Genomic DNA, 24,465 nt, shown 5'->3' on the forward strand with positions numbered 1-24,465 from the left:
GTAAGCCTCAGGGTGCGAGTTTGAAAGCCATGGGGACGTTGACCCAGCCTTCTACCGGGGTGTCGCCGCGTTTGGCGGGAATAAAGGTCCATTGCCGGACGGCGGCCTGCGCGGCTTCATCCAGCGCCGGGACGCCGCTGCTTTGCAGCACTTGCACCTGATCGGTACGTCCGTTGGGCAGCACATGCACGCGCAGCATCGTCGTGCCTTCCTGATGGCGGCGCGCGGCGGCAGGCGGATAGACCGGCGGCGGATTGTTCAGGTAACCGGCGCGGCCTATCGGCGCGGTGGTGGTCTGTGGTGCCGCTGGTGCGGGTCTTGGCGCTGGCGCCGCGACGGAAGGCACCGGCGCAACAGGCTTGGCAACGGGTTTGCTCGGTGTGGTTCTGGGCTGCGCCTTGGGCTTGGGCAACTCGGCGGGTCTGGGCTCGGGTGGCGCAGGCTTGGGGGCTGGCGCCGGTGTTGGCGCAGGCGGCTCCGGTGCTGGCTGAGGGGTTGGCTCGGGCGGCGTCGGTTGTGCGACCGGTGGCGCAACGGGCGGCGGTACCCACTGCACGGTGATCGGCATCGGCGGTGTCGGCTCGGGGGCTTGCTGATGATCGGCCATCAGCCACACGGCCAGCGCGGCATGCAGCCCGATCGCCAGTGCAATTGCCAATGCGGCGTGCGGCCATGTGCGTGGTGCGTTGTTGCTGTGCTGCCGGACGACAAGCGACGACGGGGCGACGTTACAGTCGCCCGCAGGCTGATGTGGCCAGTGGCGTAGCTGACGCGGCGGTAGTCGGCGGGACAGTATCAGCGTTGACATGAGTTCAGCTCACCCGTGAAAGAATACGAGCCTGGCGTGTTGGCGAAGAGCTCGTTTCAACTGGAGCTGATATTAATACTCGTTGTGTGTATTAATTATGACCGCCGTCGTGTGATCCTGATTTTCTGTGGTTAAAGTGAACCCGGCTTGCCACGCGATTGTTGGTAAATTTCATTAGGCAAGGCATCGGCTGCAATGCTATCTGTCCAGACTTGCCAGGTTCGTCATTACACGAAAACGTATCGCCGCGCAGGCTGGGCAACAGGGCGTCACCCTCTTGATCCGCGGTTCACACCTTGGACACAAACGGGAGAACTCGATGAAATTGCTACGTTATGGTGAGAAGGGTCTGGAAAAGCCGGGCCTGCTTGATGCTGCCAACCAGATCCGTGACCTGTCTGCACACGTCAAGGATATCGCGGGCGATGTGCTGAGCCCTGCAGGCCTTGCAAGCCTGGCTGCGCTGGATCCCGAGAGCCTGCCTGTGGTTCCGGGCCAACCACGCATCGGGGCGTGTGTCGGGCAGGTCGGCAAATTCGTCTGCATCGGCCTGAACTACGCCGACCACGCCGCCGAATCCAATATGGAGATCCCGAAGGAGCCGATCATCTTCAACAAATGGACCAGCGCCATCTGCGGTCCGAACGACGATGTCCAGATCCCGCGGGGCTCGCTCAAGACCGACTGGGAAGTGGAACTGGGGGTAGTGATAGGCAAGGGCGGACGTTATATCGATGAAGCCGATGCCATGGAGCACGTCGCTGGCTATTGCGTGATCAATGACGTGTCCGAGCGCGAATGGCAGCTTGAGCGCGGCGGGACCTGGGACAAGGGTAAGGGCTTCGATACCTTCGGCCCGCTGGGTCCGTGGCTGGTGACCCGCGACGAAGTTGCCGATCCTCGCTCGCTCGACCTGTGGCTGGAAGTGGACGGCCACCGCTATCAGAATGGCAACACGCGCACGATGATTTTCAGCGTGCCGCAACTGATCGCGTATCTGAGCCGTTGCATGAGCCTGCAACCGGGCGATGTCATCTCGACGGGGACGCCGCCGGGGGTGGGGCAGGGCGTAAAGCCACAACCTGTCTTCCTGCGTGCAGGGCAACGCATGCGTCTGGGGATCACGGGGCTGGGCGAGCAGAATCAGTTGACCGTTCCGGCCGACTGACCCGCTGCCAGCAGGGAGCCGATCGGCTCCCTGTCACACAAACTATCAGCCCTGCAAAAACGCCAGCAGATCCTCGTTGAGCTTTTGCGCATGCGTCACTGCAAACCCATGTGGCGCACCGGAATACACCTTCAGTTCGGCACCCTTGATCATGGCGGCAGCCCGTTTGCCCGAGGCTTCGAACGGCACCACCTGATCGTCGTCACCATGAATCACCAGGGTCGGCACATCGATTTCTGCCATGTCCGGGCGGAAGTCGGTTGCGGAGAACGCCGTCACGCAATCCAGCGTGCCCTTGAGCGAGGCGAGCAGGGCCATGTTCAGCGTCTGCGTCTGTACGCCTTCGGAGACTTTCTGGCCGTGGTTTATGCCGTAGAACGTGCCAGCGAAGTCACTGATGAACTGAGCACGGTCCTTGAGCAGGCCTTCGGTGATGCCATCGAATACGGACTGGTCGACGCCTTCCGGGTTGTCAGCGGTCTTGAGGAAGAACGGGGTGACCGAGCCCAGCAACGCCAGTTTGGCCACTCGCTCGCTGCCATAGTTGGCGATATAGCGCGTGACGTCGCCGCCGCCCATGGAGAAACCCACCAGCGTCACGTCGCGCAGATCGAGGTGTTCGATCAGCTCGGCGATGTCGTCAGCGAAGGTGTCATAGTCATAGCCGGTCCACGGCTGGCCGGAACGACCGAAACCGCGGCGGTCGAAGGCGATGGTGCGATAGCCCCTGCTGCTCAGGTATTGCATCTGGTATTCCCACATGTCCGCATCCAGCGGCCAGCCGTGGCTCAACAGGACCGGTTTGCCCGTGCCCCAATCCTTGTAATAGATCTCGGTGCCATCTTTGGTGTTGAACGTGCTCATGCAGATTCCTCTCGATGTCAGGTTCTCGATGTCGGGGTTATCGGGCGAACGCCGTGGTGCGCAGGCTGGTGCACGCCTTCGGCTGCTCCCGATAATTCCGGCAGTGAGGGTTTTGCATAGTTCAGTCGAGAGGACTGAGCGTACTGCCCAACCGCGGTTTTCTGAAACATTGCCTCATCGTATTTCCCTGCCGAAACCGAACTTGCCGCGCATACGGGAATCAGTTCATTGGGGTCGAGGCTTGCCTGGCCCTGTCCATGGTTTGACTTGCCCATTGAAGGAGAGAACTGCGTGGCGTCTCAGCTGAAAATCTTGATCCTTTCGGGTCTGCTGTTATTCGCAGGCAGTTTCAATCTCCAGGCGGCCGATGTACCTGCATTGCCGATGGGCGCCGCGGTGCCGGCAGACGACAAGGCCGCTGAAAAGGCTGACCACAAAGCCGATCCCAAGGCCGCTGACAAACCCGCCGCGAAAGCGGACGACAAGGCGGCTGACAAGAACAAGACCGATGCGAAACCGGCCGATGGCGCAGAGCCTGCGGTCGAGGCCCCCGAGTTGCTGATGCAGGGCGGGTTACTGGGTGCCATCAGTACCAGCATCGATGACGTCCAGGAAAAGCTCAATCTGGACGACAACCTGTTCGATGCCTGGCAGCTGCGTGCCGATCGTGCCGCCGACGAGCTTGAAAAGCTGGTCAACAAACGTACTACACGATCCCCATGGAGTGTCGCCGGGGATTTCCTTGCCCTGTCTTTTGTGTGGATCGCATCGTTTGCGGTTCTGACCACGCTGGGTCGTTTTCTGGCCGTACGCTTGTGCCGCACACCGTTCATGCGGGTGCGCGCCCGCAGCCAGGCGCTGCTCAAATACGTGTTGCCGTTTACCCTGCCAGCCATCGTCTGCCTGCCGTTGACCCTTTACGTCAGCCACTTCATGCCTTCTTCGGTCGGGCGTGCGCTGGCGTTGTGTTTCGCTTACGCCACCAGCAGCGGCATCGTATCGACCTCGGTACTGCTCTGTGTGATCGTGATGTTCAACTTCGGCCACAAGCGTGCCGCCGTGCGAATGATTCGCCGCTACGCGCCAAGGCCGTTGTTCGTAGTCGGCTTTCTGGCGGCACTGAGCGATGCGTTGACCAGTCCGCAGATCGCCCGCCAACTGGGCAGTAACGTCACTACCAGTGTTGCGGTGTTTACCGGGCTGTTCGCCTCGGTGGTGTTCTGCATGCTGATCATCAAGGTGCGTCGCCCGGTAGCCCACCTGATCCGTAACCGCTCATTGAGCAGTCGCCTGCAACGGCCGGCCCTGCAACAGTCGTTGAAGATATTCTCCAGGCTGTGGCACCTGCCGATCCTGCTGATGATTCTGGTCTCGGCGATCAACCTCATTGGCGCCGGTGAGGACAGTCAGCAAGCGCTGCGTTGCGCGTTGTTCACCACCATTCTGCTGATTGCCACGGTGTTCCTCAGCACCGTGTTCCAGCATCTGTTCAAGCCGACGGAAACCCTCGGCCGCGGCGGGCATGTGTACAAGGCGCGTCTGTTGAGCCTGGTGTACGCGGTGTTGCGTATCGCGCTGGCCATCGGGTTCATCGAGATACTGGGGCGGATCTGGGGCTTCTCGATGTTCGAGTTTGCCCAGCGCAATACCCTCGGCCGGGTGATCAGTGATTCGTTGAGCAGTATCGGTCTGATATTCGTCGTCACCTGGCTGTTGTGGGTAGTGCTCGACACCGCCATTCAGGAAGCCCTCAAACCGCCGGTCAATCATCGCAGCGGTCGTCAGCCGAGCACCCGGATCAAAACCATTCTGCCGCTGCTGCGCAATGCGGTAAAAATCATCCTGGTCGTGATCTGTGCGATCACCACCATGGCCAACCTGGGCATCAACGTGGCACCACTGCTGGCGGGTGCCGGGGTCGTCGGCCTGGCCATCGGTTTCGGTTCGCAGCAACTGGTGCAGGACGTGATCACCGGTCTGTTCATCATCATCGAGGACACCTTTTCGGTGGGCGACTGGGTGGTGCTCAGTACCGGGCATTCCGGGTCGGTGGAAAGCCTGACCATTCGTACCGTGCGCCTGCGTGACGGCAAGGGGTTTGTCCACTCGGTGCCGTTCGGGCAGATCAAGGCCGTCACCAACCAGTCGCGGCAATTCGCTTACGCATTCTTTTCGGTGCAGTTCACCTATGACTCGGACATCGACGACGCGCTGGCGCTGATCCGCGAAACCGGCCAGTCGATCAGCGAAGACATCCTGCTCAAGAGCAACCTGCAGGGTCCGCTGGAGGTCTTCGGCGTCGACCGCATGGACCTCAACGGCGTGGTGCTGACCGCGCAATTTCGTACTTCTTCCGGCGGCCAGTACGCAGTGGGGCGTGCGTTCAACGAGCGTCTCAAGCGGCTTGTGGACAAGAATCCGAACGTGCGTTTTGCGCAGACTTATCCACAGATGGTCATGGGGCCGGGCTTCAACAACCCGCAGGCTGGCGTCGAAGCTGAAGGGCCGCCCGCGCCCTCGGACCCTGCCATGGCGACACCTTCTGCGCCCGCGCCGGCGCCGCTCAGTCTGTCCAAGGGCAACAGCACGCCGGGCCCGGCGGCTCAGTAACTCAGCCGGCATCGTGACGCCGCAACGCCTTGTCGCGGCGTCATTAACCCGCCAGGCTGCGCAACTGTTGGGGGTTGGCAGGCAACGTGTTATGTTTGCAGGCGTTTTTCAATTGTTCGTTTGATTATCTGATACCGAGCCTGCTGACTCTATGCGAATGCGCCTTATGCTGTTGGGCGGCGGGAATGCCCTCGGGCAGGCGCTGATTCGTCTGGGTGCCGAGGAAGACATTGGCTTCCTCGCACCACGTCCACCGCAAGACGGCTGGGACGTGGCGAGCCTCACGCAACTGCTTGATGACACCCGCCCCGATGCCCTGATCAACCTTGCTTACTACTTCGACTGGTTTCAGGCGGAGACCGTGAGTGAAGCGCGCCTGACCCATCAGGAGCGCTCTGTCGAGCGTCTTGCCGAACTGTGTCAGCACCACAACATCACGCTGGTTCAGCCGTCCAGCTATCGTGTATTCGATGGTTCCCGCGCGACGGCCTACAGCGAAAAAGACGATCCGGTACCTCTGGGCCTGCGCGGTCAGGCCCTGTGGCGTATCGAGCAGAGCGTTCGAGCGACCTGCCCGCAACATGTACTGGTACGTTTCGGCTGGCTGCTGGATGACAGCACCGATGGCGTGCTGGGTCGCTTTCTGTCGCGTGCGAAAGACCCCGGAGAGCTGCTGCTCGCCGATGATCGTCGTGGCAACCCGACACCGGTCGATGATGCGGCGCGGGTGATCATTTCGGTCATCAAGCAACTCGACTGCGAAGCGCCGCTTTGGGGCACCTACCACTACGCCGGACACGAGGCGACCACGCCGCTGGCGCTGGGGCAGGCAGTGCTTACCGAAGCGCGTCTGCTGCACGCGCTGGCCATCGAATCGCCCACTGCGCAGGCCCACGCCGCGCGTCCCGATGCAGCCGAAGAACCGCAGCACGCGGTATTGGCCTGCAAGAAAATTCTCCACACTTTCGGCATCAAGCCCCGCGCCTGGCGGGCCGGCCTGCCAAGCCTGCTGGATCGGTATTATCGACATGTCTGACGCTCCTGTTCTGATCACTGGAGGTGCGGGTTTCATTGGCTCGCACCTGACCGACGCATTGCTTGCCAGCGGGCATGCCGTGCGTATCCTCGACAACCTCTCGGCAGGCAAGCGCAGCAATTTGCCGCTCGATAACCTGCGGGTCGAACTGATCGAAGGGGATGTGGCCGATGCCGACCTGGTCAAGCGCGCGGCGCAGGGCTGCAAGGCCGTCGTGCACCTGGCGGCAGTGGCCTCGGTGCAGGCGTCGGTAGACGACCCGGTGCGCACGCACCAAAGCAACTTCATCGGCACCCTGAATGTCTGCGAGGCCATGCGCGAAGCGGGCATCAAACGCGTGATCTTCGCTTCCAGTGCGGCGGTATACGGCAACAACGGTGAGGGCGAAGCGATCACCGAGGACACCACCAAGGCACCGCTGACCCCTTACGCCTCGGACAAGCTGGCCAGCGAGTATTACCTGGATTTCTACCGTCGCCAGCATGGTCTGGAACCGGTGATCTTTCGCTTCTTCAACATTTTCGGGCCACGCCAGGACCCATCGTCGCCGTACTCCGGCGTGATCAGCATCTTTGCCGAGCGCATCCGCAAAGGCCTGCCGATCAGCGTGTTTGGCGATGGCGAGCAGACGCGGGATTTCTACTATGTCGGGGATCTGCTCAAGCTGCTGCTGCAGGCCTTGTCACGGGAAGGCGCCATCGAAGGCGCAATCAACGTCGGCCTCAACAAGACCACGTCGCTCAACGAATTGCTGGCCGCGCTTTCGCAGGTCGTCGGCAAGCAGCCGGACGTCAGCTATCAGGCACCCCGCTCGGGCGACATCAAACACTCCCGTGCCAGCAACCAGCGCCTGCTGGAACACTTCACCATCGATGAGCCAACGCCACTGGTGCGCGGGCTTGAGTTGTTGATGGGGCAGTGAGCCTCGCATCGAATGTAACTGCCTCGCGAACAAGTTCGCTCCTACAAAAGCCTGTGAGCACCTGTAGGAGCGAACTTGTTCGCGAAGACGATGTTGCAGACACAGAATTGCATCGAATGTAATCGCCTTCGTGGACAAGCCCGCTCCTGAAAAAACGCGGCATGACTTCGTCATGGAGTCGGCACGAGATCATCAGGTCTACAAAACACAAAGGCACCCGATGAGGGTGCCTTTGTGTTTGCGGCGGCTGAGGCATTCAGGTCAGAACTTGTAACCCACGCCCACCATGTACACCCACGGGTCGATGTCCACGTCGACCTTGGTCTTGCCGACGGCCAGGGCTGACGGGCCATCCACGGTTGCTTTGGTGTCGATATCGACGTACCAGACCGAGGCGTTGAGCAGCACGTTGTCGGTGATCATGTAGTCCATCCCCAGCTGTGCGGCCAGGCCGACCGAGTCCTTGAGCTTGAGGTTGCTGAACCCCTGATCCTTGCGGTTGCCGGTCAGGTCGGTATCGAAGAAGGTGGTGTAGTTGATGCCCACGCCGGCATACGGCTGGAATTTCGATGACGGCTCCATCGGGTAGTACTGCAACGACAGCGTCGGCGGCAGTTGTTTGATATCGGCCAGCTTGCCATCCAGGCCAGGCCCGAGGCCTTTGACCGATACGGTGTGGCTGAACGGTGTGGCGGCCAGCAGCTCGATGCCGACGTGCTGGGTCAGCATGTAGGCGAAGGTCAGGCCCAGCTGGTTTTCGCCGTCGACAGTCGCTTTGGTGCCGGAAACCTTGGCACCGTCAAGGCGCACTTCGCCGCTGTCTTCGTTAGGCTGGACGTGTGCGACACCGGCGCGAACGATGAAGTCGCCAGGCTGGTAGGCGTGTGCCGCGACCGGGGCGGTGAGGGCAAGCGCGACAAGGGACGCGCGTAGCAGATGCTTGTGCATGGAGGCTCCAGAGATCAGTCAAAATTTATGGGCGTAATGTTAAAGCGCTGTCGAGCGGCGACTTTGACTCAGCTCAATGAAATCGCTGGGAACCTCGTGATCCTTATGAATCCGGCAACTCGTAGACAAGAATCTTGTCTGCCTGCATCTGATAACCCGCTTCTGCCAGTTCGCTGGAAGACGACTTGGCCTGCATCGGTCCTTCGATCCAGTACGGCTGATACAGCTCATCGACCTTCACACCCAGCTCGCTCGTGACATGCACGATCTGGTTCGCCGGTGGCGGCGGCACATGGATGCAGGCGCCGAAATACGGCACCAGCAAAAACTCCGTCACCCGGCCTTCCTCACTGACCTCGAGCGGCACGATGTAGCCCGGTAAACGCACCAGTTTGCCGTCCAGTGCCTTGACCACCGGCGCATGCGGCGCCAGTTGGTGGGCCGCAGGCGCTGCCTCCATGGCCAGTGCATCGGACAGCTTGGACATATCGTGGAGCGGAGCCGTTACCGGCTTCACCACAGGTGCATCGGGTGGAATCATGTCATTCCAGGTCAGCTCTCGCGGCTCGGCTGCCCACACTTGAGTGGTCGCCGAGAACAGCAGAGTGAGTAGCAAGCGCCGCATCATGAAGGTCCTCATAAACGAATTGACAGTCCATCGGCCAGTGACTGCCTGTAGGCTCGCCAGGCTGGCACGGTTCCCATCAACAGCGCGCACCCGAGAATGGCACCGAGCAACGTCCATTCATATTGGCCAGGTGGCATAGACGACAGGTACAGACCGTAGTTGTCGAGCACGTAGTCGCGGGCCACGAAGATGCCGATATAGAGCAGCGCAAGGCCGCTGATGACACCCGCCAGCGCCAGGGCGAAGGCTTCGAGTATAAGCAGACTTGCGATATGCCAGGGGCGCGCGCCGACCGAGCGCAGGATGGCCATTTCCCGGCGCCGTTCATTGAGGCTGGTGAGAATCGCAGTCAGCATGCCGATCAGCCCGGTCAACACCACGAACAGCGAAATCACGAACAGCGCCTTTTCCGCCGTGCCCATCAGGCTCCACAGCTCCTGCAGTGCCACGCCGGGCAGAATCGCCAGCATGGGCTCGCCACGGTATTCGTTGATCTCGCGTTGCAGGCTGAAGGTGGAAATCTTACTGTTCAAGCCCAGCATGAATGCGGTGATCGCAGTCGGCGTCAGGTCCATGTTGCGCGCCTGATCGGCTGAAATACGCTCGTTGCCGCGTGCCGGGGCGCCGTTGTGCCAGTCGATATGAATGGCCTCCATGCCGCCCAGGCTGATATGCAGCGTGCGGTCCACCGGCGTACCGGTCGGCTTGAGGATACCGACCACGGTGAACGGCTTGTCGTCATGCTTGACCAGGCTGATCGCCGCTACACCGTGCGCCAGTACCAGCTTGTCGCCCAGCTTGTAATGCAGCGCCTTGGCGACCTCCGAACCCAGCACCACTTCAAAGGGATCGGTCTTGAACTCGCGTCCTTCGGCCATTTCCAGATGCTGTTGGCGGCCGAACTGATAATGCTCGAAATACGCTTCGCTGGTGCCCATCACCCGATAGCCACGATGGGAGTCGCCCAGCGAAACCGGGATCGCCCACTTGACCTGCTTGCTATTGGCAAAGTGCTCGAAGCTGTCCCAGCGAATGTTGTTGGTGGCATTGCCGATGCGGAACACCGAGTACAACAACAGGTTGATCGAGCCGGAGCGCGCACCGACGATCAGGTCGGTGCCGCTGATGGTGCTGGCAAAGCTGGAGCGCGCTTCGGTGCGCACCCGCTCGACGGCCAGTAACAGGCAGACCGACAGCGCAATGGCGAAGGCAGTGAGAAACGCGGTGAAACGGCGGTTGGCCAGGCTGGCGATGGCCAGACGAAACAGATACATCTCAAATCTCCACGGCGACGGCGGCGCGATTCAGGTCGCTCAGCGACAGATTGCGATCAAACAGCGGTGCCAGGCTTTGGTCATGACTGACGAACAGCAGGCTGGCCCCGGCCTCGCGGCACTCGGCGAACAACAGGCGAATGAATGCCTCGCGGGAGTCCGCGTCCAGCGCAGACGTAGGCTCATCGGCAATCACCAGCTCCGGTTGACCGATCAGCGCCCGGGCGGCAGCGACCCGTTGTTGCTGGCCGATGGACAGCGAGTCGGCGCGGCGTGTCAGCATCGCCGGGTCTTTCAGACCCAGGTGGGCGAGCAGGGTAGTGGTCGCTTTCTCGACGCTGCCGTGGCGTTGTCTGGCACGTTCGGCACGCACGCTGGAAAAATGGCAGGGCAGTTCGATGTTTTCCCGCACCGACAAAAACGGCAGCAGGTTGAACTGCTGAAAGATGTAGCCGGTATGGTCGACGCGAAAGCGATCGCGCGCGGCCGAAGAGAGGGCTGACAGTTCCTGGTTCAAAAGGCGAATGCTGCCGCTGACCGGTTTTTGCACGCCGCCCAGCAGGCCCAGCAGCGTGGTTTTACCGCTGCCGCTGGGGCCTTTGAGAAACAGTGTTTCACCGCTTTGCAGGCGGAACTCGGGGATGTCCAGCAGTTGCGGATGGCCGGGCCAGTTGAAGCGCAGGTCCGACAGTTCGATCAGTGCTTGGGTCATGGGCTGACTCACGCTAGGTTGGAAATTAAAAGACCGGGCCAGGCCCGGTCGTTGTACCGCAGGGTGCGATCAGAATTTCAGCGTTGGGTTGGCTGCAATCACTTCTGCGCCCGACTGGCCGCCTGGCGAAATCAGTTGTACCTGAAGCTTCTTGGTGTCGGGAAAGGTTTTGAAGATTTGCGACAGGTCGAGCTTCTTCAGAATGGCCGGTGCGTCACAGACGAACTTGTAATGGCCGTGGATTTCACTGTGCTCGTGATGATCGGCATCGCCAGCGGCGGCATGCTCGTCGTGATCGTCATCCTTGTCACCAAACAGCGGGCTTTCCAGCTTTACCGAAGTGGCCGAGCAATTGGCGGCATCGGCAATGCTGAACAGTGCATTGGGCTTGAGCAGCAATTCGCGCGCCTTGGCGACTTTGGCCTTGTCTTCATCCGAGGTCGCAACGTGTTCGAAACCGACGATGTTCATGGCCGGGCTGTCGAATTCGAATTCCAGCGTCTTGCCTTCCAGCACCACATCCAGACGTCCGACGCCATGCTCGTGCGCACCCAGGCTGCCATGTTCATCGCCATGATCGTGGTCGTGTTCTTCCGCAGCGTGCGCAGCAACGAGTGGCAACAGGGCGAAAGGCAGGGCGAGTAGCAGACGGCGCATAGCGGGCTCCAGAACAATAATCGAGAAAAATGTTATGTGATCTTATAACAAGTGGCGGTCTGCGTGGACGTGTTTTTATCCAGGCGCCGGGTGACCGGACTTTAGCAAAGCGCTATTGATGGCCTTATCGGGAATACCCGGTCCAGTGCTTATGCCTAAGTAGTCTCACACTTCGCGTCATCAAGTCCTACTCTGGAAGATGAAAATCGCTACACCTGCGCCGGATGCGCAGGAAAGGTTTTCATCGCCAGCCGCGACCTGCGCTCGACCTGGGCCGAGTGCGACATCAGGGAAGATACTCATGAACAAGCTCCATTCGAACCGAGAAGTCCTGCGTGCTGTGTACAAGGATATGACACGCATCACCGAATTTGCCGACGCTGACATCGTGCTGCACAAGGCGGATCAAGGCGCTGGCGGTGGTTTGTCCATAGCCGTTGGCAAGGAGGCCGTGCTTGCCCACGAGATCAATCTGATCAGACGCACGCATCAGACCCTGTACATGGATGTCCACGACATCGTTGCCAACGATCACTTCGGCTCGGTGTTGGGAGAGATGCGCGCCAGTTGCGGTGGCCGGAAAATCATCATGCCGTTTTGCGGCCTGTGGCGGTTCCGCGATGGACGAATCATCGAGCACTGGGAAAACGTCTACGACGTGCGTGCGCTTGGCAATTTCATCAACGGTAAGGAACCGGTCCTCAACCAGTGGCGTTACGGTTGATCATGGGAATGCGCGCCAGCCTGTGGGAGCATGTACGCCTGACTGTCAGCAGGTGCACATCATGTTGCGTATTCGTGGAACCGTAGGCCAGTGGCCGGTGGATTTGACCCTTAAACTGGACGAAGGGGACTGGGCGCAACTGGGCGCGCAGCTCAAGGCGGCCGCTCCGGAGGTGTCCGCCGCCGTGGCCGATAGCAAGCCGCTCAACCAGGACGACAGGCTCTGGCAGGTCGCTCAGGAATTGCTGCACAAGGCCGGGCAGATGAGTGGACCGGATCTGTTGGGGCAACTGGAAGGGCTGGCGGGCAGCACCGCCGCGGGCAAGCATCTGCTGGTGCGCCTGCGCCACTCGGCGAACGTGAAAGTCGAGAGCGGCGGAGATGCGCCGCTGTACAGTTGGGTCGGGGCGACCTGACCTGACGGCGCTCAGCTATAACAGGCACCCGTGCGGTGCCTGTTAGGTTGCGCCTCAGTACAGCGCGGCAAACAGCTTGCGACGGTACGCCGTGACCAGTGGATGTTCATTGCCCAGCAGGTCGAATACCTGCAGCAACGTCTTGTGCGGCAGGCCCTCGGCGTAGTTGCGATTGCGGATGAACAGCTTGAGCAGGCCCTCGAGCGCGGCTTCGTACTGTTGGCGCGACAACTGCTGAATCGCCAGTTGCAGTGCTGCTTCATCGTCCTGAGGGTTTTGCGCCAGACGGCTTTTCAGTTCGGCAGCGTCCGGCAGGGTCGCGGCTTGCGCGAGGAACGTCAGCTGGGCCTTGGCGCCCGCCAGTTCGGCCTTGTGCGCATCACCGGTGACAGCATCGAGTACCGCCTTGGCCTCGCTCAATTCGCCCCGTTCGGCCAGGCAGCGCGCATACAGAATCAGCGCCGCGCCATTGGTGTTGTCTTCACCCAGCAGTACCTTGAGCTGTGCTTCGGCCTCGGCGAAACGACTTTCCGCAAACAGCGCCTGTGCCTGCTTGAGCGGATCGGCGGCCGAAGGTGGCGGCATGACCACATGTTGTTCGAGGATCTTGCGGATTTCCGACTCGGGCTGGGCACCGGCAAAGCCATCTACCGGCTGGCCGTCCTTGAACAGCACTACAGTCGGCAGACTGCGAATGCCGAAGCGCGCCACGATGTCCTGCTCGATGTCGCAATTGACCTTGGCCAGCAGCAGCTCGCCTTGATAGCTCTCGGTGATTTGCTGCAGCAGGGGCATCAAGACCTTGCAGGGCGCACACCACTCGGCCCAGAAGTCCACCAGCACCGGCTGGTCGAAGGACTTGTCGATCACCAGTTGATCGAAGTTCGCAGTGGTTGCATCGAAGATGTAAGCAGTTTCCTGGCTCATTGCACGTCTCGAAGAATCTGAATGCTGCCAACTATAAAGCCCGCAGGGCAATGCTGAAAGCGGTGTCATTCATGGGGCTGGGAACTGACTCTCGTGCGAATGCTCGGCGTTGGCATGCAGTTCGTGACGCTCTGCGTCGCAATTCTGCGCCGCTGCGCACGCTCAAGGTCGGACGCAGAGCGTCCAGAAATGCATTCCCACGCTGGAGCGTGCGGAACGATAAAGCGTGAGTCAGCACGCTCACCGCGCCGCGTGATAGAGGCTCACGTCGCGAAACTCGTGCGGCTCGGCCAGGTCCGGCAGGGTGTGCGCATGCAGCATCGTCAGACGCTGGTAGGCAGCGTGCTTGAAGTCGCGCACGCGGGAATCCGCTACCAGTGCCTCGCGGCCTCGGGAAAGAAACTGATCCAGCAGCGGCAGGTTGGCGCGGTCGTAGAGCACGTCGGCGACCAGAATCAGATCGAAGCGGTCCGCCTCGGCAAAGAAATCCGTCGAGTAGCTCAATGGCACCTGATTGAGTTCGGCATTGGCCCGGCATGCTGCGAGCGCCAGTGGGTCGAGATCGCAGGCCACCACTTCGAGCGCCCCGGCCCTGAGCGCGGCAATGCCCGCCACACCCGAACCCGCACCGAAATCCAGTACCCGCTTGCCGGCCACCCAGTGCGGGTTTTCAGCCAGAAAGCGCGCCAGTGCCAGGCCGCTCGCCCAGCAGAAGCTCCAGTACGGTGGATCTTCCAGAATGCGCCGGGTTTCATCCGGGCTGAAAGCGCGGTCCATGTTGGCCTCGTCGATCAGCCACAGCTTCAGATCGGTCCCCGGCAGCGCAGTGACGGCCAGCCGGGCGTCGCCAAGCAGTTCGCTCAGCGCGTGTTGCAGATGTTGCGGAGCAATCATGGCGCCTTGACGAACTGCAACTGCCCCAGGGCCTGAGTCGCCGGCTGATCGATACGCATCGACGGCAGGTGCAGAATCAACTGCCCGGATTTGCTGGCGCGGCCGCGCAACTCGACACGTCCGCCGACCGGAAAGGCTTCCGGGTTGAAACGCAGCTGGAACGGCAATGATTGACCGTTGCCCTTGAGCAGCGTGTTGGTCAGCAGCTTCTGCGGACGTCCGCGCTCGTCGATGACCAGCATCGCCAGCTCGACCTCGGCGCCGGCCGGCACGCCCAGCAATTGGCCGCTGAGTTCACGTTGGTACGGTTGCAGTGGCCCCGGCCCGGCGGGCAGCTTGATCGAAGGTGCGACCGGTGGCGGCGCAGCGGGTTTCGGCGCGTCATTGCTGCTGCACGCGGCCAGCAAGCCGATGAAGCAGAGTAGAAAAGCGGGGCGTAACGTCATCAAGAGCTCCACAAGGCAAAATTCGAAAGGCTGGGTGACGCCAAGCGTGCAGTATTACCGAGCCCGGACAATTTCACACCGCTTTAATGCGCGTCTATATACCGTAAACCCTCAGCCTTGTCTTGCCGGCAGGATGCGCTAACATGGCGCTCCTCATTCTTTTGTTGCCAGCCACCATGCACTGTCCCTTCTGCGGTGCCAATGACACCAAAGTCATCGACTCCCGCCTCGTCGCCGAAGGCGAGCAAGTACGCCGCCGACGCGAGTGCCTGGCCTGCGGCGAGCGCTTCACCACGTTCGAAACTGCCGAACTGGTCTTGCCGCGTCTGATCAAACAGGACGGCAGTCGCCAGCCTTTCGATGAAGAAAAACTGCGCGCCGGTATGCAGCGCGCGCTGGAAAAGCGTCCGGTGAGTGTCGAACGCCTGGAAGCGGCCCTGGTTCACATCAAACACAAGTTGCGCGCGACCGGCGAACGCGAAGTCAAATCGCTGGTGGTGGGTGAGCTGGTCATGACCGAGCTGCAGAAGCTCGACGAAGTGGCCTACATCCGCTTCGCTTCCGTGTACCGCCGCTTTCAGGACCTCAACGAATTCCGTGAAGAAATCGACCGTCTGGCCCGCGAGCCGGGCAAGGAATAAATGCATTGCTGACTGAACAGGCGGCTCTCGACGTTCATTACATGGCGCGAGCACTCGAGCTGGCGCGCAAGGGGCTGTACTCCACACATCCCAACCCGCGAGTCGGCTGCGTGATCGTGCGTGAAGGCCGCATCGTTGGCGAAGGCTGGCATGCGCGTGCCGGTGAGCCGCATGCTGAAGTGCATGCGTTGCGCCAGGCCGGCGAGCTGGCCAGAGGTGCGACCGCCTACGTCACCCTCGAACCGTGCAGTCACCAGGGGCGCACACCGCCCTGCGCCGATGCACTGATCGAAGCCGGAGTGACGCGGGTTGTCGCGGCGATGCAGGACCCTAATCCCGACGTCTCCGGCCGTGGCCTGTTGCGCCTCATGAACGCCGGCATCGGCGTTCAATGTGGCGTGCTGGAAAGCGAATCGCGAGCGCTGAACAAAGGCTTTCTCAAGCGCATGGAGACCGGCCTGCCGTACGTGCGGGTCAAAATGGCCATGAGTCTCGATGGCCGCACGGCGATGGCCAGCGGCGAAAGCCAATGGATCACCGGTCCCGAGGCGCGTTCTGCCGTGCAGCGCCTGCGCGCCCAGTCGAGTGTGGTGCTCAGCGGTGCCGATACGGTTCTGGCCGACAAGGCGCGTCTCACCGTACGCCCCGATGAACTTGGGCTCGATGCCGAACTGACCGCGCTGGCCGCTGCGCGTGCGCCGTTGCGCGTGTTGATCGACGGCCGTTTGCGTGTGCCGCTCGATGCACCGTTCTTCCAGGCAGGCAGTGCGCTGGTCGTGACCTGCGCCGCTGCGTCGGCACGAGGTCGCTACCAGGAAGAGGGCCATGAAATGCTGGCTCTGGCCGACAGCGCCGGTCATGTGGACTTGCGCAGGTTGATGGGCGAGCTCGCCGCGCGGGGTGTCAATGAAGTACTGGTCGAGGCCGGTCCGCGTCTGGCGGGGGCTTTTGCGCGTCTCGGCCTGGTCGACGAGTTTCAGCTCTTCATTGCCGGCAAGTTTCTCGGCTCATCGGCCCGTCCGCTGCTCGATCTGCCACTGGCGCAGATGAGCGAGGCGCTGGAACTGAACATTGTGGAAATGCGTGCTGTCGGTAATGACTGGCGAGTCATCGCTCTCCCTGTGCGCACACCCGGCGTATAATTCCCGGCTTTCGCCTTGCGCGCAGCCCTTGTTCTCCCGGAGGACCCATGTTTACCGGCATTATCGAATCCATTGGCAGCATCCGCGCCCTGACTCCCAAAGGCGGCGACGTCCGCGTTTATGTGGAAACCGGCAAGCTTGACCTGACCGACGTCAAACTCGGCGACAGCATTGCCGTCAATGGCGTATGCCTGACCGCCGTCGAATTGCCCGGCGATGGCTTCTGGGCTGACGTCAGCCGGGAAACCCTGACCGTCACCGCCTTTGTCGACCTGAAGAGCGGCAGCCGGGTCAACCTGGAAAAGGCCCTGACCCCGACCACGCGCCTGGGCGGTCATCTTGTCAGCGGCCATGTCGACGGCGTCGGCGAAATCGTCGCCCGTGCAGATAACGCCCGCGCCATTCAGTTCACGGTGCGTGCGCCACGTGAACTGGCCAAATACATCGCCCATAAAGGCTCGATCACGGTCGACGGCACCAGCCTGACCGTCAACTCGGTCAACGGCGCGGAGTTCGAACTGACCATCGTGCCTCATACCTGGAGCGAAACGATCATGGCCGACTATCAGCCCGGCCGTAAGGTCAACCTGGAAGTCGACCTGCTGGCACGTTATCTGGAGCGCCTGCTGCTGGGCGACAAGGCGGCAGAACCGGGCCACGGCACGATCACTGAAAGCTTCCTGGCCGAGAACGGCTACCTCAAATCCTGAATTGATTGAAGGGGGTGCCGCGTGGCGCTCAACAGTATCGAAGAACTGGTCGAAGACATTCGCCAGGGCAAGATGGTCATCCTCATGGATGACGAAGACCGCGAAAACGAAGGCGACCTGATCATGGCCGCCGAATGCGTGAAGTCCGAGCACATCAACTTCATGGCGCGTTTCGCCCGTGGTCTGATCTGCATGCCGATGACCCGCGAGCGCTGCGAAACCCTCAAGTTGCCGCTGATGGCAGCGCGTAACGGTTCGGGTTTCGGCACCAAGTTCACCGTTTCAATCGAAGCCGCCGAAGGTGTGACCACCGGCATCTCGGCAGCCGACCGCGCACGCACTGTGCAGGCTGCCGCTGCCAAGGACGCCAAGGCCGAAGACATCGTCAGCCCGGGGCATATCTTCCCGCTCATGGCTCAGGCGGGTGGCACCCTGGCGCGCGCCGGTCATACCGAAGCGGCCTGCGACCTGGCGCGCATGGCCGGTTTCGAGCCGACGGGCCTGATCTGCGAAGTCATGAACGACGACGGCACCATGTCGCGTCGCGCCGAACTCGAAGCATTTGCCCTGCAACATGACATCAAGATCGGCACCATCGCCGACCTGATTCACTATCGGATGATCCATGAACGTACCGTTCAGCGGATTGCCGAGCAGCCGATGGACAGCGAACTGGGCAGTTTCAACCTGGTGACCTACCGCGACTCGGTCGAGGGCGACGTGCATCTGGCGCTGACCCTGGGCACCATCTGCGCCGAAGAACCCACGCTGGTTCGCGTGCACAACATGGACCCGCTGCGTGACCTGTTGATGGTCAGCCAGCCCGGCCGCTGGAGCCTGCGCGCCGCGATGCGCGCGGTTAACGAGGCGGGCAGCGGGGTGGTGCTGCTGCTCGGTCACCCGCTGGATGGCGATGTTTTGCTGGCTCATATCCGCGAAACCGCCGGTCAGCAACCGATCAAGACGCCGACCACCTACAGCACGGTCGGTGCCGGTTCGCAGATCCTTCGTGACCTCGGCGTGCGCAAAATGCGCCTGATGAGTTCGCCGATGAAGTTCAATGCGATATCCGGTTTCGATCTGGAAGTTGTAGAATACGTGCCCTCCGAATAAATACCGGCAGATCGGGGCTTGTGAAAGATGGTTTTTTCGCAGGTTTCGGCCTGACAGTCATGATTCGTGGCCTAATATCCCTCAAAGTCCGCCCCAAGGCGGGCTTGCTCTTTAATACGAGACTCACCGAATGACCTTGAAGACCATCGAAGGTACCTTCATCGCCCCCCAGGGCCGCTATGCCTTGGTAGTTGGCCGTTTCAACAGCTTCGTCGTGGAAAGCCTGGTTAGCGGTGCCGTTGATGCGCTGGTACGCCATGGCGTGAGCGAAAGCGACATCACCATCATCCGCGCGCCGGGTGCGTTCGAGATTCCACTGGTTGTGCAGAAAGTTGCCCAACGCAGCGAGTTCGCGGCCATCGTCGCACTGGGTGCAGTGATCCGTGGCGGAACTCCGCACTTCGAATACGTGGCAGGCGAGTGCGTCAAGGGCTTGTCCCAAGTGTCCATGGAATTCGGCGTGCCGGTTGCTTTCGGCGTATTGACCGTCGACTCCATCGAACAGGCCATCGAGCGCTCCGGCACCAAGGCCGGCAACAAGGGCGCTGAAGCCGCTCTGTCCGCCATCGAAATGGTCAGTCTGCTGTCGCAGCTGGAGGCCAAGTGATTTCCGACGATACCGACCAGTTCAACCCGCGCGACGCCAAATCGCCGGAAGCCGCCAAGGGCAAGAGCGCCAAGCGTCGTGAAGCACGGCAGATGGCAACCCAGGCCCTGTATCAGTGGCACATGGCTGGCCATTCGTTGAACGAGATCGAAGCGCAGTTCCGTGTCGACAACGATTTCAGCAACGTTGACGGCACCTACTTCCGTGAGCTGCTTCACGGCGTGGCAACCAACAAGACCGAGATCGACACCGCACTCTCGCCTTGCCTTGACCTGACCATTGAAGAGCTCGACCCGGTTGAACTGGCCGTACTGCGGCTGTCTACCTTCGAACTGCTCAAGCGCATCGACGTGCCTTATCGCGTGGTGATCAACGAAGGCATCGAGCTGGCGAAAGTCTACGGCTCCACTGACGGCCACAAGTTCGTCAATGGCGTGCTGGACAAGCTGGCGCCGCGCCTGCGTGAAGTCGAAGTGAAGGCCCACAAGCGCTGATTCGCGCCTGACCTTAATGGGAGAGTTCGAGCTGATCCGCAATTACTTCGCCGCCGCGCCCTGTGCGCAGGCGGGCGGGGAAGTTGCCCTGGGGATCGGCGACGACTGCGCGTTGCTGGCGTTAGCGACCGGCGAGCAGTTGGCGGTCTCGACCGACACCCTGGTTGCCGGGGTACATTTTCCTGACGTCTGCGACCCCTTTCTGCTTGGCCAGCGTGCCCTGGCGGTGTCTGCCAGTGACCTGGCGGCCATGGGCGCCCGGCCTGTGGCGTTCACCCTTGCCCTGACCCTGCCGCAGGTCGATGCCGACTGGCTGCAGACCTTCGCTCGCGGCCTGAACCAGATGGCGCAAGGCTGTTCGCTGCGTCTGATCGGTGGTGATACCACACGCGGTCCCTTGAGCCTGACACTGACCGTGTTCGGCGCTGTGCCGGCCGGATCAGCCCTGACCCGCGCGGGTGCCCATGCGGGTGATCTGCTGTGTGTCGGCGGCACATTGGGGGATGGCGCAGGTGCATTGCCGCTGGTATTGAAGCAGCGCAGCGCCGAGGCCTCGATCACCGAAGCATTGCTGGCCCGCTACTGGTCGCCCCAACCCCAGCTGGCTTTGGGGCAGGCGTTGCGCGACAGGGCGACGTCGGCGCTGGACATCTCCGATGGGCTGCTGGCCGACTGCGGGCACATCGCCCGCGCGTCGGGTGTTCGTCTGGTGGTCGAGCGTAACCGGCTGCCGATGTCCGAGCCGTTGCTGACCTTGTTCGATCTGTCCTCTGCCCGACAGGCTGCGCTCAGCGGCGGCGACGATTACATCCTGGCCTTCACGCTGCCCTCCGAACACCTGCCGGGTTTGCTGAAAGAAGGCTGGCCGGTGCATGTCATTGGCCGGGTAGAGCAGGGGCACGGTGTCGTTCTTGTCGACGACGCAGGGCAAGACGTCACGCCCGACACGCGTGGTTACCAGCATTTTGGCGGTGAGCAGTGAGTGGGTGAGCGCTTCTATCTATCGAACTTTATGATCTAAATGCCCGAGAATTCACCCTGAGCGTCTGCAAGAACCTGCTGTTACAATGCAAATCTTGCGAATTTCCAGTCTTCATACTGATCAGGAGCACACGGTGCCCGTCGTCTTTGTCGCCGCTTCCAAACTGCCCACTCCCTTTGCAGAGTTTGCCATGCACGGCTTTATCGAGTCGGCAACCGGCCGTGAACACGTCGTCCTGAGTCTGGGCGATGTGGCGGACGGTGAGCCGGTTCTGGGTCGCGTACATTCCGAATGCCTGACGGGCGACGCCCTGTTCAGTCAGCGTTGCGATTGCGGTTCTCAACTGGAGGCTGCCCTGCGCGCCATTGCCACCGAAGGGCGTGGCGTGCTGCTGTACCTGCGCCAGGAAGGGCGCGGTATCGGTCTGATGAACAAGATCCGGGCCTATGAGCTGCAGGATGGCGGCGCCGACACGGTTGAAGCCAACGAGCGTCTGGGCTTTGCTGCCGATCAGCGTGACTACGCCATCTGTCTGCCGATGCTTCAGCACTTGGGTGTGCAGTCGTTGCGGCTGATGACCAACAACCCGCGCAAGGTCAAAGCCCTGACCGACATGGGTATCAGGGTCGCCGAGCGCGTGCCTCTGCACACCGGGCAGAACCCGCACAATCGTCTTTATCTGGCGACCAAGGCGGGCAAGCTGGGGCACATGATGGGCAACGAACATCAAAGCGAGGTCGGCCCCGCGTGACACGCAGCGAGGTTCGTCAAAAGCTGGAGATGCAATGGTGGCGTCAACTGGGTCTGACCCTGGCGCCATTGCTGGTGGTCTGTGTATTTTTTGGTGCCAGCGAACCGCTCATTCCGGTGCTGGCGATCCCGCTGTTCATCGCCGGGATAGGCTCGATGTTCGTCAGCCTCAAACCGTTCGGCGCCTACAAGCGTGCGTTGGCGGTTACCCAGGCTGCACTCGATACACCGGAGGAGCCGGCAGCCTGGCTCAAACTCGCCGCCATCCGCCGCCTGGCCTTCCTGGCCGCCGGATTGCCTGCCTGGATCGCTGCCATCGCGGTTCTGTTCGGTCTGCATCCCTTGCCGGTCTGCCTGCTGGCGTTTGCCAGCGCAGTGCTGCTCTACCTGTACCGCATCCCCGCGCCTTCGCGCTGATCATCCCCGGCTGAAGCGAACACGATCAGCGCGAAACCCGATCAGGCTGCCAACAGCCACACACCGGCTGCTGCAGAGGCCGCACCGGCGATACGCACCAGCGGTGCTGCCGCCTGAGGCAATATGCGAACCACTGCATAACCCAGCGCATGCAAGGCCGCAGTCGCTGCAACGAAACCTGCTGCGTACGCCCATGGGCTGGACATTTCCGGCAGTTCAAGGCCGTGCGCCACGCCGTGGAACAGAGCAAACACTGCCGTTGCTGCGACCGCCAAGGCCAGCGGTGGACGCACTGCCAATGCCACGGCCAGGCCCAGAGCCAGCACCGATGCTGCAATGCCGCTTTCCAGCGCCGGCAGATTGAGACCTTCAAAGCCCAGCACGCCGCCGATCAGCATGGTGCCGACGAAGGTGCACGGCAGCGCCCAGCGTGCCGAGCCTTGTTGCTGCGCAGCCCACAAGCCGACGGCAAGCATGGCCAGCAAATGATCCAGCCCACCGATCGGGTGGCTGATACCAGCGATCAGGCCGTTATCGCCATGACCGGGGTGAGCCAGCGCCAGAGTCGGGACCAGCAACAGCGCGAGGGCGCCAAGGGCTTTTTTGTAGTTCATCGACGGGTTCCTTTTGGTTGTGAATTCAGGCGGCTGCAGTCAGCAGGCCCTGGCGCTCAATGAAGGCAATGATCTGTTCCAGACCCTGACCGGTTTTCTGATTGCTGAACACGAACGGCTTTTCGCCGCGCATCCTGCGCGTGTCGCTGTCCATCATTTCCAGTGACGCGCCCACCAGAGGTGCGAGGTCGATCTTGTTGATCACCAGCAGGTCGGACTTGCAGATGCCCGGACCGCCCTTGCGCGGCAGCTTGTCGCCGGCCGACACGTCGATCACGTAGATGGTCAGGTCGGAAAGCTCCGGGCTGAAGGTCGCGGAAAGGTTATCGCCACCGGATTCGACGATGATCAGGTCCAGGCCTTCGAAGCGGCGATTGAGCTGGTCGACTGCTTCCAGGTTGATCGAAGCATCCTCGCGAATGGCGGTGTGCGGGCAGCCGCCGGTTTCAACGCCGATGATGCGCTCAGGTGCCAGTGCCTCGTTACGCACCAGAAAGTCAGCGTCTTCGCGGGTATAGATATCGTTGGTCACGACGGCCAGGTTATAGCGGTCGCGCAATGCCAGGCACAGCGCCAGGGTCAGCGCCGTCTTGCCGGACCCGACCGGTCCACCGATTCCGACACGCAGAGGTTGGCTGTTCATTGAGTTCTCCATAAGGGCTGATCAGGACCGGAATAACCGGCTGTATTGACGTTCATGCGCCATGCTCGCCAGGGACAGGCCGAAGGCTGCGCTGCCGGCATGGCGGGGATCTTGTGTGCTGGCACTGACCTGCGCCTGCTGCAATAGCGGCAGCAGTTCGCTGGTCAGGCGCTGGGCGGCTTGCTGGCCCAGCGGCAGGGTTTTCATCAACACGGCCAGCTGGTTTTCAAGCCAGCTCCATAGCCATGCCGCCAGCGCATCCTGCGGGCTGATCTGCCAGGCGCGTGCGGCCAGCGCCCAGCCAAGAGCCAGGTGCGGCTCGCCAGTCTGCTGCAGAAAATGCCGCGCATCACGATCCAGTTCAGGCAGGCCATTGAGCAACTGCTGCAGCGAGTACCCCATCTGCCGGCTTTCCAGATGCAACTCGCGGGTCTCGCGACTGGCGCGATGCTGTTCGCTGACTTGCAGCAGCTGGCCCCAGTCACCGGCTGCTGCCGCCTCGCAATGAGCCAGCAGCAGGGGAGCCTCGAAGCGCGCGAGATTGAGCAACAGTTGATCGCCGATCCAGCGGCCCGCGCTCTGCGGGTCCACCACAATGGATTGCTCCACTGCCATTTCCAGCCCTTGCGAATAGCTGTAGCCACCGATAGGCAACTGCGGGCTGGCCAGGCGCAACAGCGCCCAGGCGCTGTTCACTTGCGCACGCCGAACTGGTGCATGCGCGGCGGATAGTTGAAATCCTCCTCGCCTGCGCGCGAGTGATGATGCCCGCCGCCGTAGGCACCATGTTCCGGCTGGAACGGCGCTTCGATGGTTTCGACAGTGGCGCCCAACTGGTCGAGCATCGCCTTGAGCACGTAATCGTCGAGCAGGCGCAGCCAGCCGTCGCCGACTTGCAGGGCCACGTGACGGTTGCCGAGGTGATAGGCCGCGCGGGTCAGTTCGAAGGTGCTGCTGCACGTGACATGCATGAGTTTTTCCGGACGGGCACAGACACGTACGACACGGCCGTCCTGGGCCTGAAGAAACTCGCCATCGCGCAGCGGCGACTGGCCACGCTGCAGAAACAGACCGACGTCTTCGTTTTCCGCACTAAAGCAACGCAGACGACTTTTACTGCGTGCCTCGAAATTCAAGTGCAGCTCGGCGGCCCATTCGGCCTGGGGTTCGATTCGATTGTGAATCACCAGCATCAGATTGCTTCCAGCCAATTGCGATGCTTCAAATCAGAGCAAGGGGCTTGCCAACAGTGCAGTTTGTGGGGAAATGGCTGACAGAGGCGACGGTACGCGTATCGGTAAGCGTCTCGGTGCTCTATT

Annotated in this window: 29 protein-coding genes; 15 read left to right on the forward strand and 14 right to left on the reverse strand. The window is 61.5% G+C overall.

Annotated elements, in window-relative coordinates:
• Positions 1-7: 7 nt before the first annotated feature.
• Positions 8-808: an energy transducer TonB gene (locus BLR20_RS19380; RefSeq protein WP_074594983.1), complete on the reverse strand. Its 801-nt coding sequence runs from the start codon at positions 806-808 to the stop codon at positions 8-10.
• A gap of 319 nt (positions 809-1,127) precedes the next feature.
• Here BLR20_RS19380 and BLR20_RS19385 point away from each other — a divergent pair, with 319 nt between their 5' ends.
• Positions 1,128-1,976: an ureidoglycolate lyase gene (locus BLR20_RS19385; RefSeq protein WP_074594985.1), complete on the forward strand. Its 849-nt coding sequence runs from the start codon at positions 1,128-1,130 to the stop codon at positions 1,974-1,976.
• 45 nt (positions 1,977-2,021) lie between these two features.
• On the opposite strand, the gene BLR20_RS19390 is transcribed toward BLR20_RS19385, so the two are convergent.
• The gene (locus tag BLR20_RS19390) at positions 2,022-2,840 is read right to left on the reverse strand and encodes an alpha/beta fold hydrolase (protein ID WP_010438292.1); all 819 of its coding nucleotides are present in this window, start codon (positions 2,838-2,840) and stop codon (positions 2,022-2,024) included.
• Between the two features lie 291 nt (positions 2,841-3,131).
• Between BLR20_RS19390 and BLR20_RS19395 the strand changes: the two genes are divergently transcribed.
• From BLR20_RS19395 to BLR20_RS19405, 3 genes are all read left to right on the forward strand, one after another.
• Positions 3,132-5,450 carry a mechanosensitive ion channel family protein gene (locus BLR20_RS19395; RefSeq protein ID WP_054993305.1) on the forward strand — a complete coding sequence of 773 codons (2,319 nt, stop codon included), beginning with the start codon at positions 3,132-3,134 and terminating at the stop codon, positions 5,448-5,450.
• A 151-nt stretch (positions 5,451-5,601) separates the two neighbouring features.
• Positions 5,602-6,486: a sugar nucleotide-binding protein gene (locus BLR20_RS19400; protein WP_074594987.1), complete on the forward strand. Its 885-nt coding sequence runs from the start codon at positions 5,602-5,604 to the stop codon at positions 6,484-6,486.
• A complete protein-coding gene (locus tag BLR20_RS19405; protein WP_054993304.1) occupies positions 6,479-7,408 on the forward strand; it encodes an NAD-dependent epimerase/dehydratase family protein in 930 nt (309 codons plus the stop codon). Before BLR20_RS19400 ends, BLR20_RS19405 begins: the two co-directional genes overlap by 8 nt.
• 261 nt (positions 7,409-7,669) lie before the next feature.
• Here the strand turns inward: BLR20_RS19405 and BLR20_RS19410 are convergent, their stop codons facing one another.
• The 5 genes from BLR20_RS19410 to BLR20_RS19430 all read right to left on the reverse strand — a co-directional run bounded on the left by BLR20_RS19410 (position 7,670) and on the right by BLR20_RS19430 (position 11,627).
• Positions 7,670-8,356: an OmpW/AlkL family protein gene (locus tag BLR20_RS19410; RefSeq protein WP_003400347.1), complete on the reverse strand. Its 687-nt coding sequence runs from the start codon at positions 8,354-8,356 to the stop codon at positions 7,670-7,672.
• A gap of 103 nt (positions 8,357-8,459) precedes the next feature.
• Positions 8,460-8,984: a DUF3299 domain-containing protein gene (locus BLR20_RS19415; RefSeq protein WP_025991132.1), complete on the reverse strand. Its 525-nt coding sequence runs from the start codon at positions 8,982-8,984 to the stop codon at positions 8,460-8,462.
• Between the two features lie 8 nt (positions 8,985-8,992).
• Entirely contained in the window at positions 8,993-10,258 is a 1,266-nt protein-coding gene (locus BLR20_RS19420) for an ABC transporter permease (RefSeq protein ID WP_054993303.1), read from the reverse strand.
• Position 10,259: 1 nt separating this feature from the next.
• The gene (locus BLR20_RS19425; protein ID WP_010438312.1) at positions 10,260-10,970 is read right to left on the reverse strand and encodes an ABC transporter ATP-binding protein; all 711 of its coding nucleotides are present in this window, start codon (positions 10,968-10,970) and stop codon (positions 10,260-10,262) included.
• A 69-nt stretch (positions 10,971-11,039) separates the two neighbouring features.
• The gene (locus BLR20_RS19430; RefSeq protein WP_010438315.1) at positions 11,040-11,627 is read right to left on the reverse strand and encodes a DUF2796 domain-containing protein; all 588 of its coding nucleotides are present in this window, start codon (positions 11,625-11,627) and stop codon (positions 11,040-11,042) included.
• Between the two features lie 301 nt (positions 11,628-11,928).
• Between BLR20_RS19430 and BLR20_RS19435 the strand changes: the two genes are divergently transcribed.
• Both BLR20_RS19435 and BLR20_RS19440 read left to right on the forward strand, forming a co-directional pair.
• The gene (locus BLR20_RS19435) at positions 11,929-12,351 is read left to right on the forward strand and encodes a nuclear transport factor 2 family protein (protein ID WP_054993302.1); all 423 of its coding nucleotides are present in this window, start codon (positions 11,929-11,931) and stop codon (positions 12,349-12,351) included.
• A gap of 61 nt (positions 12,352-12,412) precedes the next feature.
• Complete coding sequence (locus BLR20_RS19440; protein ID WP_054993301.1) at positions 12,413-12,766, forward strand: hypothetical protein; 354 nt, start codon at positions 12,413-12,415, stop codon at positions 12,764-12,766.
• Positions 12,767-12,820: 54 nt separating this feature from the next.
• On the opposite strand, the gene trxA is transcribed toward BLR20_RS19440, so the two are convergent.
• From trxA to BLR20_RS19455, 3 genes are all read right to left on the reverse strand, one after another.
• Positions 12,821-13,693 (reverse strand): thioredoxin, encoded by an 873-nt coding sequence (trxA, locus tag BLR20_RS19445; RefSeq protein WP_054993300.1) that lies wholly within the window; start codon positions 13,691-13,693, stop codon positions 12,821-12,823.
• A 240-nt stretch (positions 13,694-13,933) separates the two neighbouring features.
• A complete protein-coding gene (locus BLR20_RS19450; protein WP_054993299.1) occupies positions 13,934-14,587 on the reverse strand; it encodes a class I SAM-dependent methyltransferase in 654 nt (217 codons plus the stop codon).
• Complete coding sequence (locus BLR20_RS19455; RefSeq protein ID WP_003317052.1) at positions 14,584-15,033, reverse strand: hypothetical protein; 450 nt, start codon at positions 15,031-15,033, stop codon at positions 14,584-14,586. The genes BLR20_RS19450 and BLR20_RS19455 overlap by 4 nt, the downstream gene beginning before the upstream one ends.
• Positions 15,034-15,209: 176 nt before the next feature.
• Here BLR20_RS19455 and nrdR point away from each other — a divergent pair, with 176 nt between their 5' ends.
• The 9 genes from nrdR to BLR20_RS19500 all read left to right on the forward strand — a co-directional run bounded on the left by nrdR (position 15,210) and on the right by BLR20_RS19500 (position 21,889).
• On the forward strand, positions 15,210-15,674 hold the full coding sequence (gene nrdR, locus BLR20_RS19460) for a transcriptional regulator NrdR (RefSeq protein ID WP_003317051.1): 465 nt from the start codon (positions 15,210-15,212) through the stop codon (positions 15,672-15,674).
• A 41-nt stretch (positions 15,675-15,715) separates the two neighbouring features.
• The gene (ribD, locus tag BLR20_RS19465) at positions 15,716-16,816 is read left to right on the forward strand and encodes a bifunctional diaminohydroxyphosphoribosylaminopyrimidine deaminase/5-amino-6-(5-phosphoribosylamino)uracil reductase RibD (RefSeq protein WP_162235659.1); all 1,101 of its coding nucleotides are present in this window, start codon (positions 15,716-15,718) and stop codon (positions 16,814-16,816) included.
• Between the two features lie 47 nt (positions 16,817-16,863).
• The gene (locus tag BLR20_RS19470) at positions 16,864-17,526 is read left to right on the forward strand and encodes a riboflavin synthase (protein WP_003317049.1); all 663 of its coding nucleotides are present in this window, start codon (positions 16,864-16,866) and stop codon (positions 17,524-17,526) included.
• Between the two features lie 21 nt (positions 17,527-17,547).
• Positions 17,548-18,639, forward strand: a complete 1,092-nt coding sequence (gene ribBA, locus BLR20_RS19475; RefSeq protein ID WP_010438336.1) for a bifunctional 3,4-dihydroxy-2-butanone-4-phosphate synthase/GTP cyclohydrolase II — start codon at positions 17,548-17,550, stop codon at positions 18,637-18,639.
• A 130-nt stretch (positions 18,640-18,769) separates the two neighbouring features.
• Positions 18,770-19,246, forward strand: coding sequence for a 6,7-dimethyl-8-ribityllumazine synthase (gene ribH / locus BLR20_RS19480; protein ID WP_002555427.1), 477 nt, complete (start codon positions 18,770-18,772; stop codon positions 19,244-19,246).
• Positions 19,243-19,740: a transcription antitermination factor NusB gene (nusB, locus tag BLR20_RS19485; protein WP_003419525.1), complete on the forward strand. Its 498-nt coding sequence runs from the start codon at positions 19,243-19,245 to the stop codon at positions 19,738-19,740. The genes ribH and nusB overlap by 4 nt, the downstream gene beginning before the upstream one ends.
• 16 nt (positions 19,741-19,756) lie before the next feature.
• Positions 19,757-20,722 (forward strand): thiamine-phosphate kinase, encoded by a 966-nt coding sequence (thiL, locus tag BLR20_RS19490; protein WP_032615653.1) that lies wholly within the window; start codon positions 19,757-19,759, stop codon positions 20,720-20,722.
• Between the two features lie 133 nt (positions 20,723-20,855).
• On the forward strand, positions 20,856-21,473 hold the full coding sequence (ribA, locus tag BLR20_RS19495; protein WP_003368920.1) for a GTP cyclohydrolase II: 618 nt from the start codon (positions 20,856-20,858) through the stop codon (positions 21,471-21,473).
• A complete protein-coding gene (locus BLR20_RS19500) occupies positions 21,470-21,889 on the forward strand; it encodes a hypothetical protein (RefSeq protein WP_003419519.1) in 420 nt (139 codons plus the stop codon). Before ribA ends, BLR20_RS19500 begins: the two co-directional genes overlap by 4 nt.
• A gap of 41 nt (positions 21,890-21,930) precedes the next feature.
• Here the strand turns inward: BLR20_RS19500 and BLR20_RS19505 are convergent, their stop codons facing one another.
• Genes BLR20_RS19505 through ureE form a run of 4 tightly spaced genes read right to left on the reverse strand, consistent with a single transcriptional unit; the run spans position 21,931 to position 24,339 of the window.
• On the reverse strand, positions 21,931-22,503 hold the full coding sequence (locus BLR20_RS19505) for a HupE/UreJ family protein (protein ID WP_010438353.1): 573 nt from the start codon (positions 22,501-22,503) through the stop codon (positions 21,931-21,933).
• 25 nt (positions 22,504-22,528) lie between these two features.
• Complete coding sequence (gene ureG, locus BLR20_RS19510) at positions 22,529-23,146, reverse strand: urease accessory protein UreG (protein ID WP_003368915.1); 618 nt, start codon at positions 23,144-23,146, stop codon at positions 22,529-22,531.
• 21 nt (positions 23,147-23,167) lie between these two features.
• On the reverse strand, positions 23,168-23,842 hold the full coding sequence (locus tag BLR20_RS19515; protein WP_054993297.1) for an urease accessory protein UreF: 675 nt from the start codon (positions 23,840-23,842) through the stop codon (positions 23,168-23,170).
• Positions 23,839-24,339, reverse strand: coding sequence for an urease accessory protein UreE (gene ureE / locus BLR20_RS19520; protein WP_054993296.1), 501 nt, complete (start codon positions 24,337-24,339; stop codon positions 23,839-23,841). Before ureE ends, BLR20_RS19515 begins: the two co-directional genes overlap by 4 nt.
• Positions 24,340-24,465 lie beyond the last annotated feature (126 nt).

It is taken from the genome of Pseudomonas congelans (assembly GCF_900103225.1).
In the GTDB taxonomy this organism is placed as follows: domain Bacteria; phylum Pseudomonadota; class Gammaproteobacteria; order Pseudomonadales; family Pseudomonadaceae; genus Aquipseudomonas; species Aquipseudomonas congelans.

Excerpts from the sequence above, each read along its gene's own strand:
- BLR20_RS19410 (WP_003400347.1), bottom strand. The coding sequence starts at position 8,356 with ATGCACAAGCATCTGCTACGCGCGTCCCTTGTCGCGCTTGCCCTCACC.
- BLR20_RS19390 (WP_010438292.1), bottom strand. The coding sequence starts at position 2,840 with ATGAGCACGTTCAACACCAAAGATGGCACCGAGATCTATTACAAGGAT.
- ureG (WP_003368915.1), bottom strand. The coding sequence starts at position 23,146 with ATGAACAGCCAACCTCTGCGTGTCGGAATCGGTGGACCGGTCGGGTCC.
- BLR20_RS19415 (WP_025991132.1), bottom strand. The coding sequence starts at position 8,984 with ATGATGCGGCGCTTGCTACTCACTCTGCTGTTCTCGGCGACCACTCAA.
- BLR20_RS19380 (WP_074594983.1), bottom strand. The coding sequence starts at position 808 with ATGTCAACGCTGATACTGTCCCGCCGACTACCGCCGCGTCAGCTACGC.
- ribH (WP_002555427.1), top strand. The coding sequence starts at position 18,770 with ATGACCTTGAAGACCATCGAAGGTACCTTCATCGCCCCCCAGGGCCGC.
- ribD (WP_162235659.1), top strand. The coding sequence starts at position 15,716 with ATGGCGCGAGCACTCGAGCTGGCGCGCAAGGGGCTGTACTCCACACAT.
- BLR20_RS19425 (WP_010438312.1), bottom strand. The coding sequence starts at position 10,970 with ATGACCCAAGCACTGATCGAACTGTCGGACCTGCGCTTCAACTGGCCC.
- BLR20_RS19430 (WP_010438315.1), bottom strand. The coding sequence starts at position 11,627 with ATGCGCCGTCTGCTACTCGCCCTGCCTTTCGCCCTGTTGCCACTCGTT.
- BLR20_RS19470 (WP_003317049.1), top strand. The coding sequence starts at position 16,864 with ATGTTTACCGGCATTATCGAATCCATTGGCAGCATCCGCGCCCTGACT.
- BLR20_RS19455 (WP_003317052.1), bottom strand. The coding sequence starts at position 15,033 with ATGACGTTACGCCCCGCTTTTCTACTCTGCTTCATCGGCTTGCTGGCC.
- BLR20_RS19505 (WP_010438353.1), bottom strand. The coding sequence starts at position 22,503 with ATGAACTACAAAAAAGCCCTTGGCGCCCTCGCGCTGTTGCTGGTCCCG.
- BLR20_RS19435 (WP_054993302.1), top strand. The coding sequence starts at position 11,929 with ATGAACAAGCTCCATTCGAACCGAGAAGTCCTGCGTGCTGTGTACAAG.
- BLR20_RS19420 (WP_054993303.1), bottom strand. The coding sequence starts at position 10,258 with ATGTATCTGTTTCGTCTGGCCATCGCCAGCCTGGCCAACCGCCGTTTC.
- BLR20_RS19400 (WP_074594987.1), top strand. The coding sequence starts at position 5,602 with ATGCGAATGCGCCTTATGCTGTTGGGCGGCGGGAATGCCCTCGGGCAG.
- BLR20_RS19385 (WP_074594985.1), top strand. The coding sequence starts at position 1,128 with ATGAAATTGCTACGTTATGGTGAGAAGGGTCTGGAAAAGCCGGGCCTG.
- BLR20_RS19405 (WP_054993304.1), top strand. The coding sequence starts at position 6,479 with ATGTCTGACGCTCCTGTTCTGATCACTGGAGGTGCGGGTTTCATTGGC.
- BLR20_RS19450 (WP_054993299.1), bottom strand. The coding sequence starts at position 14,587 with ATGATTGCTCCGCAACATCTGCAACACGCGCTGAGCGAACTGCTTGGC.
- ureE (WP_054993296.1), bottom strand. The coding sequence starts at position 24,339 with ATGCTGGTGATTCACAATCGAATCGAACCCCAGGCCGAATGGGCCGCC.
- nrdR (WP_003317051.1), top strand. The coding sequence starts at position 15,210 with ATGCACTGTCCCTTCTGCGGTGCCAATGACACCAAAGTCATCGACTCC.
- thiL (WP_032615653.1), top strand. The coding sequence starts at position 19,757 with ATGGGAGAGTTCGAGCTGATCCGCAATTACTTCGCCGCCGCGCCCTGT.
- trxA (WP_054993300.1), bottom strand. The coding sequence starts at position 13,693 with ATGAGCCAGGAAACTGCTTACATCTTCGATGCAACCACTGCGAACTTC.
- BLR20_RS19440 (WP_054993301.1), top strand. The coding sequence starts at position 12,413 with ATGTTGCGTATTCGTGGAACCGTAGGCCAGTGGCCGGTGGATTTGACC.